Source organism: Nostoc sp. (assembly GCF_036917415.1).
In the GTDB taxonomy this organism is placed as follows: Bacteria; Cyanobacteriota; Cyanobacteriia; order Cyanobacteriales; family Nostocaceae; genus Nostoc.
This window is the reverse complement of record NZ_JBALDJ010000028.1, coordinates 54,966-67,923: the sequence shown is the minus strand read 5'-3', so window position 1 is coordinate 67,923 and position 12,958 is coordinate 54,966. Positions and strand designations below refer to the sequence as shown.

Annotated in this window: 12 protein-coding genes and 3 pseudogenes; 9 read left to right on the top strand and 6 right to left on the bottom strand. The window is 41.2% G+C overall.

What is annotated here, in order from left to right; translation table 11 throughout:
• The first annotated feature begins 64 nt into the window (after positions 1–64).
• From glgA to V7K41_RS05445, 4 genes and pseudogenes are all read left to right on the top strand, one after another.
• Positions 65–1,504 carry a glycogen synthase GlgA gene (gene glgA / locus V7K41_RS05455; protein WP_334846209.1) on the top strand — a complete coding sequence of 480 codons (1,440 nt, stop codon included), beginning with the start codon at positions 65–67 and terminating at the stop codon, positions 1,502–1,504.
• 221 nt (positions 1,505–1,725) lie between these two features.
• Positions 1,726–1,944 (top strand): annotated as a pseudogene (locus tag V7K41_RS32820) (ISH3 family transposase); the annotation flags it as partial.
• Between the two features lie 254 nt (positions 1,945–2,198).
• On the top strand, positions 2,199–3,431 hold the full coding sequence (locus V7K41_RS05450) for an FHA domain-containing protein (protein ID WP_334846208.1): 1,233 nt from the start codon (positions 2,199–2,201) through the stop codon (positions 3,429–3,431).
• Positions 3,432–3,510: 79 nt separating this feature from the next.
• On the top strand, positions 3,511–4,917 hold the full coding sequence (locus V7K41_RS05445; RefSeq protein ID WP_334846206.1) for a protein kinase domain-containing protein: 1,407 nt from the start codon (positions 3,511–3,513) through the stop codon (positions 4,915–4,917).
• 169 nt (positions 4,918–5,086) lie between these two features.
• On the opposite strand, the gene V7K41_RS05440 is transcribed toward V7K41_RS05445, so the two are convergent.
• On the bottom strand, positions 5,087–5,506 hold the full coding sequence (locus V7K41_RS05440; RefSeq protein WP_334846204.1) for a hypothetical protein: 420 nt from the start codon (positions 5,504–5,506) through the stop codon (positions 5,087–5,089).
• Between the two features lie 672 nt (positions 5,507–6,178).
• On the opposite strand from V7K41_RS05440, the gene V7K41_RS05435 reads away from it, so the two are divergent.
• Positions 6,179–6,757, top strand: coding sequence for a L,D-transpeptidase (locus V7K41_RS05435; protein ID WP_334846203.1), 579 nt, complete (start codon positions 6,179–6,181; stop codon positions 6,755–6,757).
• A 53-nt stretch (positions 6,758–6,810) separates the two neighbouring features.
• Here the strand turns inward: V7K41_RS05435 and V7K41_RS05430 are convergent, their stop codons facing one another.
• A complete protein-coding gene (locus tag V7K41_RS05430) occupies positions 6,811–8,082 on the bottom strand; it encodes a HEAT repeat domain-containing protein (RefSeq protein WP_334846201.1) in 1,272 nt (423 codons plus the stop codon).
• Positions 8,083–8,257: 175 nt separating this feature from the next.
• Between V7K41_RS05430 and V7K41_RS32815 the strand changes: the two are divergent.
• The 4 genes and pseudogenes from V7K41_RS32815 to V7K41_RS05415 all read left to right on the top strand — a co-directional run.
• A pseudogene (locus tag V7K41_RS32815) lies at positions 8,258–8,467 on the top strand (DUF1838 family protein); the annotation flags it as partial.
• A gap of 344 nt (positions 8,468–8,811) precedes the next feature.
• Positions 8,812–9,051: a hypothetical protein gene (locus V7K41_RS05425; RefSeq protein ID WP_334846198.1), complete on the top strand. Its 240-nt coding sequence runs from the start codon at positions 8,812–8,814 to the stop codon at positions 9,049–9,051.
• 32 nt (positions 9,052–9,083) lie between these two features.
• Entirely contained in the window at positions 9,084–9,992 is a 909-nt protein-coding gene (locus V7K41_RS05420; RefSeq protein ID WP_334846196.1) for a HEAT repeat domain-containing protein, read from the top strand.
• Between the two features lie 19 nt (positions 9,993–10,011).
• A pseudogene (locus V7K41_RS05415) lies at positions 10,012–10,335 on the top strand (helix-turn-helix domain-containing protein); the annotation flags it as partial.
• A 51-nt stretch (positions 10,336–10,386) separates the two neighbouring features.
• On the opposite strand, the gene V7K41_RS05410 reads toward V7K41_RS05415, so the two are convergent.
• The 4 genes from V7K41_RS05410 to V7K41_RS05395 form a co-directional block, all read right to left on the bottom strand.
• A complete protein-coding gene (locus tag V7K41_RS05410; protein ID WP_334846195.1) occupies positions 10,387–10,995 on the bottom strand; it encodes a HEAT repeat domain-containing protein in 609 nt (202 codons plus the stop codon).
• Positions 10,996–11,168: 173 nt separating this feature from the next.
• Positions 11,169–11,663 carry a bleomycin hydrolase gene (locus V7K41_RS05405; RefSeq protein ID WP_334846193.1) on the bottom strand — a complete coding sequence of 165 codons (495 nt, stop codon included), beginning with the start codon at positions 11,661–11,663 and terminating at the stop codon, positions 11,169–11,171.
• Positions 11,664–11,741: 78 nt separating this feature from the next.
• Entirely contained in the window at positions 11,742–12,299 is a 558-nt protein-coding gene (locus tag V7K41_RS05400) for a bleomycin hydrolase (protein WP_334846192.1), read from the bottom strand.
• Between the two features lie 263 nt (positions 12,300–12,562).
• Positions 12,563–12,733: an NblA/ycf18 family protein gene (locus tag V7K41_RS05395; protein WP_334846191.1), complete on the bottom strand. Its 171-nt coding sequence runs from the start codon at positions 12,731–12,733 to the stop codon at positions 12,563–12,565.
• Positions 12,734–12,958: the final 225 nt, after the last annotated feature.

Here is a 12,958-nt window from a genome sequence, read left to right as displayed (position 1 = left end):
TCGCGTTGATCGGGATTTCAGAAAGTTAATTTGACAATATAGACTCAGGGAAGCAAAAATTACCATGCGGATTCTATTTGTTGCAGCAGAGGCAGCACCAGTTGCGAAAGTAGGAGGAATGGGTGATGTTGTCGGGGCATTACCCAAAGTCCTGAGAGAAATGGGGCATGATGTGCGGATATTCTTGCCTTACTACGGCTTCCTGCCAGACAAAATGGAAATTCCCCAAGAACCCATTTGGTGGGGAGATGCCATGTTTCAGCACTTTGCAGTATATGAAAGTATTCTGCCTGGTACTGATGTTCCCTTGTACTTATTTGGACATCCGGCCTTTATGCCGCGCCGCATCTATTCTGGAGAAGATGAAGATTGGCGGTTCACATTGTTTGCTAATGGTGCAGCCGAGTTTGCCTGGAATTACTGGAAGCCAGAAATTATCCATTGCCACGATTGGCATACGGGGATGATTCCGGTGTGGATGCACCAAGATCCTGATATCACCACAGTGTTTACCATCCATAATCTGGCTTATCAAGGGCCGTGGCGTTGGTATTTAGAGAAAATTACTTGGTGTCCTTGGTACATGCAAGGACACAACGTCATGGCGGCGGCAGTACAATTTGCCAATCAGGTAAATACAGTTTCGCCCACCTACGCCGAGCAAATCAAGACACCTACCTACGGTGAAACATTAGAAGGTTTGCTATCTTTTATTAGCGGTAAATTATCTGGGATTATTAACGGTATTGATACCGAAGTTTATAACCCAGAGAATGACAAATACATTGAGCAAACCTTCACTGCTGATACTTTAGAAAAACGCAAAGCCAATAAAATTGCTTTGCAACAAGAACTAGGATTAGAAGTCAACTCCAAAGCCTTTTTTATTGGGATTGTTACCCGATTAGTGGAACAAAAAGGCATTGATTTGATATTGCAAATCCTCGATCGCTTCCTATCTTATACAGATGCACAGTTTGTGCTGTTGGGTACAGGCGATCGCTACTATGAAACTCAGATGTGGCAGTTAGCATCCCGCTTTCCCGGACGTATGGCAACTTACTTGCTGTATAACGATGCCTTGTCTCGCCGGATCTACGCTGGTACTGATGCCTTCTTGATGCCCAGTCGTTTTGAACCATGCGGTATTAGCCAAATGATGGCTTTGCGCTATGGTTCTGTGCCCATTGTCCGCCGCACAGGTGGATTAGTTGACACCGTAACCCATCACGACCCTGAAAATGCCGCAGGCACTGGTTATTGCTTCGATCGTTATGAACCGTTAGACCTTTTCACCTCTATGATCCGGGCTTGGGAAGGCTTCCGTTTCAAACCGCAATGGCAAGAACTACAAAAACGGGGCATGAGTCAAGATTTTAGTTGGTATCAATCTGCCAAGCAGTACGTGAAGTTGTACAGGTCAATTTTCGGTTTGCCAGAAGAAGAAGAGACACCACAACCAGAGTTAGTCTTAAACGAAGCAGTCACCAGTAGCAAGTCCTAAACTGCGAGGGGCGTGCAGCAAAAGGCGGTTAGAAACCGCGTCTACACAAGTTCAAACCCGCCTACGCGGGTTTGAAAACTTTAATTTTAGCTTAGTCAGTGGAGGCGGTCTACCCTGCGGGAACGCCAAGGGCAAACGTTTGTGTAGCCGCGACTTCCAGTCGCCCTGGCTATAAGTTGACGTGAGTTCGACAGAGCTAAAAAATGGGGTTCTTTCGGTTCTTTTATGGTAAGCCAACATCAGAGTAATTACCCTAGATATATCGAAGTCAAGTCAAATCTGGTACTCATTCATTTTACGCCTATGCAACTATTACCAAGAATAAGCGTGTAACCTACGCAGTCATAGGTGTTCGGCAACTAAATACCAGTGTAGCGATCGCTACTTATCGATTGGGGATAAGAGGCATCAAGTTTGGCATTGATGTAGGCTCATTTAATGAAGATGGTAGCCCCCGTTTGCTCTGAATTAAAGTTAGGGTCATGCAGAACTTTGCTAAACACAAGGATTGCAGATTATTATCTGCAAAAATAATAAAAAAGATAATCACTGCACCAATAAAATTATTATTTCAAGCGATGGAACAGCTAGTTTATTCATCGCCCTTGTTTAATATTTTTCAATATTGTATGATTTTTCTGGAATCCCCCTCTGATAATCTGTATTAACTAGGAAAAGTTACAGATATAGAACCATGAATCAACTTACTCTACAGTGGGCAATTACCTTCCAATGGAGCGAAACAGGGAATTTAAGAACTCAGCAAATTTCTAAACAACAAGTAAAAAGTAACAACCATAATGGACTAATAATCATTGGTCGAGACCCTAACCCTAAAGTCTGCGACCTAGTGCTTAATGATAGAAGCGTATCTTCTCAACATGTGAAAATTTATTTTCAAGAACAGCAGCAAAAGTTTTTTATACAAAGTTTGAGTCCGCAAAATATATCTAATATAGATGGAAAAAACCTTGATCTTGGTAAAGAATTGCCATTACAAAATAACAGTAATATTGTTTTAGGAACGCAGAGTCTCAAAGTTATTGATATTCAAATTTACCAGTTAGAATCAACAGCTTATTCAGGGATAGCTCATTCAAATACTAATTCAAGTCAAGTCGGTCAGAATTCAAATTTACACCAAGTCAACTCTGTTCCCAATCTAAGGCAAGTCAGCCCTAGTCAAAATTCAGGTCAAGCCATTCCCTTTTCATCCATCATAAATCCAAATCAGACTAATTCGAGTACCAATATCAATCGCAAGAAAGAACACACTTGGCAGGATAAAACTATAATAGCTGCAATAGTAGCTGCAACAGCGACGATATTAGCAACAGGTGTAACTGCTTTAGTCACTTATTATACAAATCAACAGACACAGGAAACAGAAGAAAAAAAGGCAGAATTGGAAAATAATACTGAAATACAAAAATCAAATATAGAAACATTGACAAAAAAACAAGAAAAAGCTGAAGATAGATTTTACGCGCATAAAGCTGAAATTTTAAAGTTACAGCGAGAAAATAAAGGTAATTATGAGCAATTGGTCATTAAAAATAATTGTGATAAAATTATCAAAATTGCAATCAATTACAATGCTTTAAATGATGTAGAGCAAACTCAAGGTTGGTTGATAATTCCTAGTAATGATAAGACAAGTATTCCTCATAATATTACAAAATTTGAAAGTATATTTTTACATGCTATTAGCAATGACAATAACTATCAATGGCAAGGAGGAAGTTATCGTGAAAAATACACGCCCATAAGCGGACATTTTAATTATATTGCTGATGATATTACTCTTTTTTATCCAGATAAGGAACAACGGGAACTAAGTAAATTTTATGAAGTTAAATATGATAAAGATAATTCTATCACTACTAAAACATTTACTTGTAATGGAGAGAGTCTAAAGTTAAATTAAGAATTGAGATAGGACAATACCAGTTTGTCAAAAAAATAATACAACCCGGTAAATAATATCCTACGGTATCATATAATAAATGTTTATAGACACAGTTCTACGTAAACGCTACAGAATCTTAGGAAGCTTGGGAGGCGGTGCATTTGGCGATACCTATCTAGCTGAAGATTTAGATTTGCCTAATAATCCCAAATGTGTCGTAAAGCAGCTTAGATGTAAAACTTTTGAACCAGAAGTTTTGATAATTGCTAAACGGCTATTTGAGAGTGAAGCAAAAGCTTTATACCGTTTAGGTAACCTTAGCAACCAAATCCCTAAACTCTTTGCTCATTTTGAGGAAAATGGTGAATTTTATCTAGTGCAAGAATTTGTAGAAGGGTATAACTTGACCGCAGAAATAATACCTGATAGCCAATGGAGTGAAGGTCAGGTCATTAAACTTTTGCAAGAAATTCTACAAGTTTTGACTGTGGTTCATCAGCAGAATATCATCCACCGCGATCTCAAGCCCCAGAACTTGATGCGTCGTCGTGATGATGGCAAGATTGTGATGATTGACTTTGGAGCTGTTAAGGAAATTAAAGGTTTAGCTACGAATATTGAAGGTCAAGTTACTTCAACTATTGTTATTGGCTCCAATGGTTATATGCCAAATGAGCAAGCTAATTCTAAGCCAAGACTATGTAGCGATATCTATGCAGTAGGAGTAATTGGTATTCAAGCTTTGACAGGTAAATTACCTAGAGACTTCCAAGAAGACCCCACTAATGGAGAAATAAATTGGCGAAATCAAGTAAATGTAAGCGATAGATTGGCTGATGTTTTAAGCAAAATGGTGCTTTACAACTTTAGCCGGCGATACCAAACAGCAAGTGAGGCTTTGCAAGCACTGAGTTCTATATCTCCACCACTATCAAAGTCAACAACTTTATGGAAATTGCCATTCCCTAGAAAACTTTTAGTTGCAACTGGAGTAGGAGCAGGAATACTTGTAATGCTAGTGTTAGCTCTTTTTATTATGTTACTTATTAAAACGAGCGAAAAAGTTAATCAACTAACTTGCGATGTTAAACTAGCTTCATTATATTCTAGTAAATTACTAAACCGAAAACCAGACAAAATTTACCTAAATCGTAAATATTATGGATCTTTAGATAACAATAATCCAAGCGGCAAGGGAACTATGATCTTTCAAGACAATAGTAGGTATGATGGAGAATTCAAAAATGGTAAGCGTTATGGTTGTGGAAAATTTTTATACCCTCCAGATACTAGTTCGTATGAATACTATATAGGCAATTTTGTAAATGATAGTTTTGATGGTTTAGGAAAAATAAAATGGAAAGATGGTGGTGAATATACAGGTCAGTTCAGAAATGGGAGATGTGAAGGAGAAGGAACATTTAAACTTGCCGATGGCACTTCTAGGAGTGGAGTGTGGAAAGAAGGAAACTTGTTAGACAGTAATATATCGTGCAACAGATAGTTAATATAAATACCATATTTATATATAATATTCATGATTAATTGTAGCAAAAGTTAATGATTGTAACAAATCAATATTTCCAAAAAAATGAATCAAAAACCTTCTAAGAAACTGAAATTTCTCTTTACTGTAGCTTCTTTACTGTTTTTCACTCCGTATTTCAGCGTTGCTATTCTCCGAGAAATAGCTGTAGGACAAGTACAACCACCACCAACAACACCACCACCAACACCAACACCAACATCAACACCAACACCAACACCAACACCAACACCAACATCAACACCAACACCAATACCAACACCAACGCCAACACCAACACCAACACCAACACCAACATCAACACCAACACCAACACCAACACCAACATCAACGCCAACGCCAACACCAACATCAACGCCAACACCAACATCAACGCCAACACCAACACCAACATCAACGCCAACACCAACATCAACGCCAACGCCAACACCAACATCAACGCCAACGCCAACACCAACACCAAAACCAACATCAACGCCAAAACCAACATCAACGCCAACACCAAAACCAACACCAAAACCAACGCCAATTCCAGGACTAGGGTCAATACCTTCGCCAATTTACGAGGCTTGATATAGAACAAACCTAAGATTTTACACGCTTCTTTTTGTATGATGGCAAAAAATTGAGCGTGTAAAATTTTCTATGATTTTAGTGGAAGTAATTTTGACTATCCTGTACTTCTAGTAAGGGTTCTACGTTTTGCCCAACGGGACTTAAACATTTTTAAGGGATAAACAAGCCTCAAATCCACGCAGGTAAAGGAAATATACCAAATGCTCAAAAATAGCCCAAACCCAGATATATCAATAAATTAAGCAAAACGATGTCAAAGTCCTTCTGTATATAGATTTGAGGCGTTTCTTAGGTGTTTTTTGTCTAAGTTCCGCTAAGAAATAAGCACAAGCTTGTCTTGGGCTATTTAGACTACCTCTGTTTTTAGTAAAGGTATGGTAGGGTAAAACTTGTTTAATTGGTGAAACGTCGCAATCTAGTGATTAAAAATTCAGAGATTCAGACTTCAAGCTCATTTATATCTGAGTTCTGAATTATTTATTTTGGATAAAGGCATATCCTATAACTTAAATAGCTTTGTTATATACTTACGTAATTAGTACAAAAAATTATGAGTAGTAGCGTTTATTGCCTCAGTGCTGTCAAGTTTAGTTTGACTACAATCGGACTACTTTTATGGCTTCAATTGCATGCTAGTGCCCAAATGACAGTCGAACAAGGAGCAAAGAACCAAATAAATATTAGTCAGTCTGATCAGCCAAACTTTACACCAACTCTAGATTCTCCTCAAGTGCAATCAGCCCTTCCTAATACATCTGAGCGTATGAGGAGCTTACTGATGAGGATCAAACCACCTGTTAAGCCAAGTCTTCCTCATACTACTGAGCAAAATATTTATTTACTGCTCATTCTTAAGCAACGAAGACTTTACGTTTATCGGGGAGATATTTTACAAGCCAGCTACCCAGTGGCGGTCGGTAAGTTAAAGTGGGAAACGCCAACAGGCAAATTTAAAGTTATTAATATGGTTGAAAATCCAGCTTGGGAAAACCCTTTTGTTCCCAATAGGGGAGTTGTACCTCCAGGTTTAGAAAATCCTTTAGGAGAACGTTGGATTGGATTTTGGACTGATGGAAAAAACCAAATCGGATTTCATGGTACTTACAAACGAGACTCCGTAGGCAAGGCAGCTTCTCATGGTTGTGTTCGTATGTACAATGAGGACGTGCGGAAATTGTATGAAATAGTGAAAATAGGAACCTCTATAAGCGTAGTTCCTTAATTCGCCCTTTCGTAGCAATGAACACGAATGTACGTTAAGCCCAGGATACCTAACTATTGCTTACTCGTTGCTTTCGCCCTAATTAACCAGTCAGCATCATGAGCACAAATTTCTCGACCGGACGAGTCTCCTAATCGGTCTAGCGCCAATAAACAAGCGTATTTCAAATCCCAAATCGGCGTATTGAGGCAAATTTTGAGTTCAGGAATTGCTCGTGAATCACCCAATTCACCAAGAGCGATCGCACACGCAGCACGAGATTTCTGAAACTGAGGTTCGCGGTTGTGCAGGTTTTCTATTAACAAATCGTAGGCGGGAGCATATTTAAGCCAGCCGAAAAGTTTCATCACATGATAATGAGCGCCATAATCGTTATATGCCTTGTCCGAATAAGTTGCTAGAAGTGCTGCTGGTGCTTCTTGTGCATAAATATCCAATAAAGTTTTTGTCGCTAAATAGCAACGTCCAAAATCGGTTTCGTAGAGTTCGTTAATCACAAAATCTAGAACAGGGGTAGCATCATACTCATGTACTAGATCGAGGTCCTTGGGACAATCGTAGAGTACTTGCTCTAAGTAAGGTTGAATTTCTGTAAAGGTAATTTCACCACTGGGAACGCCTGCATCCAAAAGCATCCGCAATCCTCGCAACCGAAACACCAGAGATACAGGACAACGGGCGATTTCTGGGATGGCTTTATAGTAGCAAGAATCAATCAGGTCTTGAATACAACCCCGCCGTGCATTGACGCTAGAACTTTGTAGCAGCGCCATCACTTCAGTAATTTGGGAGTAGTCATTTGTGAAACGACAAACTGTAGCGATCGCTGCACTACGGGTAGGTTCATCCTCAATTTGGGTAAATTTACGTACACGTTCTAGGGAAGGCTGATAGTCAGCATTAGCTAAAGTGTGAATAATAACTCGATATATTTGACCTGGTTTATCCAGCAGCTGCGCTACTTCTTCGAGAATCCCTGGATCTTTAGTCCCGATTTCTCCGATCGCCCACACGCTGTTTTCAACAGTATAAATATCATCATCTTTAAGACATTGCCGAATTACAGGTAAAGCTGATTGTGCCTGCAATCGCCCCAGACTTTCCACAGCTTTGCGTCGGACAATGCGGTGGTCTAACTTATCAGGGTTGCTGGTTTCAATCGCCCGCACCAAAGCCGCGATCGATTGCTCAGTTGGGAAGTTAATTAAATGGGAAACAGCAATATACTTATCAGAAGCGTCTTCGAGTTGTTCTAATGGTGTATCAATAATTGCGATCGCTTCTTCTTCTGTTAGCCCAAACATTTTAAAAAAACGTTTATCCATTGATCTATAAATGGCTTTTGGATAATTTTTAGATGTCACGTTTACTATCGTACTAGGGACTGGGTACTGGAAAATAGCGACTTGCCGAACCGATGCAATTGATGTCCCTCCTGCTAAGTGGGCGAGGGACTGTCCTTGGTTGTCCTGGATGAAATAAGGATATGCTCATCCAGCTAAATTAAGATTTGAAACCACAATATTTAGAGTAGATTCTTTTGAGCAGCTTCATCCTAGCTTGGTCAAGCTGGTAAGGGAAAAAGTACCAATTTATGAATTCACGCCAATGGAAAGTGATGAACCGAATGTGACGAGCATTCAATACTTTAAGAAAAACTTTGAGTCCTACTTGCGGGGAGATATTTTTCCACTAGAGGAAACTTCTTGAGCAGTTTTTGCACAGTGCTAGACCATGCTGTGCAATGTCTACGACGGGCTACGCCTACGCACTTTCAATCAAAAAAATCTCAAAGACTTATCAGAACTTGGATCGAAGGCTCTAGTTGGGTTCGACTTTTGAAGATTTCCATCAAAAAGCTTTACCAGTGGTAACGCAATCTGAGAAGATCGGAATATATGCATTTGTCAGCTATTAGTTTAGTTGCCTCTTGTCAATTGTTCCGTTTTATGTAATAGCTAAGTGCTGGTTTTTAGCGAGTAACCAAATACAAACGATAGTCGAACACTGACTACACGTCATTCATATAAACACACAATTAGGAAACAAAACTTATGGATGAAATCTCAGAACTCACAACAACCAATAACGTAACCGTTCAAGATGTAGCAGAAGTGATTGCAGAACTTGAGCAATATCGGGAACGTCTAGTTCAAGAAACTATGGAAACAGCAAAACGGGCTAAGTTGATGAGGGTAAATGTTATGGCAAAACTGGAGCCTGAGCTTGCCAAGATTGATTCTGCCCTCCAAGAACTCCGTAATCAGCAAGCTGCTCTGAGCGTCAGCAACTAGTAATCCATCTTGATAATTTAGCTATAAGTGATATGCTCAACTCCAAAACTCAATCCGGGGAAGATTCGTTAAATCTGTCTCAGGCAGAAACTGATGCTTTATTTGCAGCGGTGAGTGAGCAATTAGGCTTAAACACCTTCAACCCTGATGACCAAGACCTACTCAAGCAGATGATTGAGAGTATGGGAGACTCACGGGGGATGGTTAGGTTGAGTTTTGCAGAGGCGTTGGGGAAAATCGGTAAACCAGCGGCCCCTTTATTGATGGAAGCTGTGGCAAATCACCCAAACCCAGTTGTGCGGCGAGCCAGCACCAAAACTCTGACACTGATCGCTGACCCGATCGCAATTCCAACCTTGGTCAAGGCTCTGTTAAATGATGAAGATACGGTGGTCAAAGCCTCGTCGGTGGGAGCGCTCGCCAAGATAGGTAAGCCCGCTGTGCCAGCATTACTAAAAATCTTAGCGTCAAGCGAGTATCCAGAAAGTTCCAAAGGATATGCAGTATGGGCGTTGGGATTTATTGGAGCAGAGGCGAAGGAATATTTATATCAAGAGATTAACTCAGACTCAGCTGAGGTTCGCGCTGCGGTGGTGGGAGCGATCGCTAAAATAGCTGAAGAAGGTACTGAAGAAGGAGCATTTAATATTTTAATTAATGCCCTCACCGATCCATCTGAAATTGTGCGGTGTGAAGCGGCATCTGCTTTGGGTAGTCTAACCTATCGACCAGCGATTCCTAACCTCGTTGAATTATTGCATCATACCGATTTGGAGACTCGAAAAGCAGCGGCTCTGGCATTGATGAAAATTGGCGATGACGCTGCTTTAGAACCCCTGCAAGCTGCATTGACCAAGGAAGGGGATGCAGGGGTTCAGGCAGTGTTCAAGTTGGCGATTTCTCAAATTAAAAGACAGTTAGAGGAAGATACTTGGGAATAGGGCCATACTATCAACTTGACAAGAGTACGATCGCGCCCTAGCTGTAGCAGAGCGCCTAACGTTTTGCAAGAACCGGACTCCAGAAGAGCAAGCTGTGCATAAGCTGATAGTAACGCTCATTGAAGCGTATGAGGCACAGAACTATCCAATGGATGAATCTGCACCGCATGAAATTCTCCAACACATCATGGAAGTCAGTGACACCCGTCAAGCTGACTTGGTGGGCATTATTGGGTCGAGCGGCGTGGTGTCTGAGGTTGTGAACGGTAAGCGGTCGATTAGTAAGGCACAAGCTAAGGCACTTGGAGATTACTTCAAGGTGACACCTAGTCTATTCATCTAAAGTATCCGCTCTATTGGGATTGATAAAGATAGTTGTATTTAAGAGCGATCGCTACCCTCTGTTATAGTTAATCACCCGATCTAATCGCGGCAAAGCACTCACTGCTGACTCTCGAACGTATGGATCGACAGATTCATCGTTTGTCAATGCCCTTAGCACTTCCACTCCTCGGATATCACCCATCGAACCAAGTGCATTGACGATCGCCACAGCCACCGCAACATTATCCGTTGTTTTTAGAGCTTCAGTTAAAATTTCAAAGGCAGGGGAACCAATCTCACCCAGAGCCATCACAGATGCAATATAAACAACACCATTTGGGTCATTGAGGGCTGTTTTTAATCCCTGTAAGCCCACATCGGGGAAGGGTACATCTGGATGGTTGGCGGCGACTTGTGCCAGGGCCTTAGCACAACTGCCCCGAATAGTCCCATTATCGCTGTTCAGCAATGACTCTACCAGTGGCGGTACAGCATCTATACCAATGGCACCCAGTGCCTTTACCGCAGCTCGACGGTAGGTTATATCTTCTTGGTCCAAAATACTCATCAGCCGAGGAATGGTATTTTCATCACGAACATCAGCCAGTTCCCACATGGCTCGTTCCCGCAGATTCGGGTTGGGGTGTTTCAATTGTTCAAATAGAGAATCTATTGTCATAAGAGAAAATTTCGCTGTTTAAATTTCTTAACTTCAAGATAAAGATAAATGATAAATATTAATCACAACTGAGGGACTCCAAGCCGATTACTCAACCTAATTTAGGCAAAGCAACAGACTGAGAGTCCCTAGTTCTAGAGTATGACAATCGCTCGTCTACCCAATCCGTGTCACTATGACAGGGAGTTGATTACATAGTCGAGGAGATTGCGGAACTCAACCAACGCTTGAGGAGACAAATCACGAGGAGCGCAAGCGCGATCGCGGGTGTAAGTCATTGCGGTAACGTAGGGAGCAGTAGGCAGATTCAAAGAGCGATATACTTCACGAGCACCTGCAATACCCCACTCATCCAGAGGACCAGTACCACCCACAACTAAGCTGTAGTTGATTAGGCGCAGGTAGTGCTTGATGTCGCGGAGGCACTTGTCTTTCTTACCTTGGGTGTCGCCAGCTTCACCGTCTTGGTTCAAGTAAGGATACTTCTTGAAGGCGGCATCATAACCTTCTTTAGCTACAGCATCGATCCCAGAAGCCAGCTTTTCAGCAGCTTCTAGACGAGCGTTAGCACGTTGAATGCTACCTTGGACGGATTCTAGATCGGAGGTGGTTGGGAAACGACCTGCTGCATCAGCAGATGTAATAACCGTGGTGATAACTGATTTCATTACTTTTTATACTCCAGATGGGATTTGATCGGGTTTGAATTTCAGTTCGTTTGGCTAATAGCCGTTAGCCATGAGCTATTAGCTCAGAGCAGAAATGATGCGATCAAAGTAGCTAGCAGCTTCAGCAGCTAGAGCAGAGCAGTCGCCTTGAACTACTTCTTGCTTGCGGAACCTTTTACCAGCGTTAGCTTCAGTATTGGTGTTAGTGATGTGAGCGACGCTGATAGCTTTCAGGAGCTGTACAGCACGTACAGAAGAGCCGGTGGGAACGCCCAAAGCTGTATAGGTTTCTTTTAGCCCATTCAGAGCACGATCGTCCAAAACAGAAGAATCACCAGCTAATAGCGCATAGGTCACATAGCGCAGCATGATTTCGGCATCACGTAGGCAAGCAGCATGGCGACGAGTTGGGTACAAGTTACCACCAGCTTGAATTAAACCTTGGTTTTCACAGGCAATTCCAGCAATGGCATCAGAAACGGCACAGCTAGAGTTGCTGGCGATCGCATTCACAGCATCAAGGCGCTTGTTGCCATCAGAAATGAAAGTCTTGAGGGCTGCTAAATCAGCACCACCGATAGGAGCAGTTTTGGCGTCTGCTGTAATTACAGCTTTAGAAAAAGCGTCAAGAACCATGAGTTCTCCTTAATATTCACAAATGGCGGATATTATTTTTGGCGTGTTCTCGATCAGATTAACTGCGAGTAGCCAAAGAAAAACATAGGGGATCAATAGTACCCTAGTCTTTACTATGAGAGACAAAGTAATAATCTGTAATATTTCCCAGGTAAATATCCAGTGTCCAATACCCAAAAAATTAAGACTTACGCATTTGACTGGAACTCTGCCACTACGTAAGTCTTAAGGAAAAAATCTTATTTTTTACTCGATCGAGCTTATCAAGCTTGTTTTAGCAGATGTTTGACCAAATTATCTTTCACCATCATCTGCCGTAAAATTTCTAACAAAAATTCTTGAGCCTCTTCTTGGCTCAAATTTTTTACCTGGCCTTTCAAATTTTGTAAGCGAAACTGTTGTTCTAAAGTTAATTCCACTGGAAAGTCCATCATTCACTCCTGTGATTGATTGAATCGAAGGGTATTTGTTGTTGTAGAAGACGATCGCTTTTTACTAGTTTAGCACTTGGAGAGTAAAATGTCTACATTGTCAAGCGATGATAAATCACACTTATAAAACTTTACAATTACATGACAACATATCTCTCTACCTTTCTAGGGTGTTTATTGAAGCTGACCACTAATCGCTGTAATGTTTAGAATGTTTATATTACACAA

Coding starts and splice junctions, on each gene's coding strand:
- V7K41_RS05425 (WP_334846198.1), top strand. CDS start 8,812: ATGGATGAAATCTCAGAACTCACAACAACCAATAACGTAACCGTTCAA.
- V7K41_RS05400 (WP_334846192.1), bottom strand. CDS start 12,299: ATGGTTCTTGACGCTTTTTCTAAAGCTGTAATTACAGCAGACGCCAAA.
- V7K41_RS05445 (WP_334846206.1), top strand. CDS start 3,511: ATGTTTATAGACACAGTTCTACGTAAACGCTACAGAATCTTAGGAAGC.
- V7K41_RS05410 (WP_334846195.1), bottom strand. CDS start 10,995: ATGACAATAGATTCTCTATTTGAACAATTGAAACACCCCAACCCGAAT.
- V7K41_RS05395 (WP_334846191.1), bottom strand. CDS start 12,733: ATGATGGACTTTCCAGTGGAATTAACTTTAGAACAACAGTTTCGCTTA.
- V7K41_RS05435 (WP_334846203.1), top strand. CDS start 6,179: ATGACAGTCGAACAAGGAGCAAAGAACCAAATAAATATTAGTCAGTCT.
- glgA (WP_334846209.1), top strand. CDS start 65: ATGCGGATTCTATTTGTTGCAGCAGAGGCAGCACCAGTTGCGAAAGTA.
- V7K41_RS05405 (WP_334846193.1), bottom strand. CDS start 11,663: ATGAAATCAGTTATCACCACGGTTATTACATCTGCTGATGCAGCAGGT.
- V7K41_RS05430 (WP_334846201.1), bottom strand. CDS start 8,082: ATGGATAAACGTTTTTTTAAAATGTTTGGGCTAACAGAAGAAGAAGCG.
- V7K41_RS05450 (WP_334846208.1), top strand. CDS start 2,199: ATGAATCAACTTACTCTACAGTGGGCAATTACCTTCCAATGGAGCGAA.
- V7K41_RS05420 (WP_334846196.1), top strand. CDS start 9,084: ATGCTCAACTCCAAAACTCAATCCGGGGAAGATTCGTTAAATCTGTCT.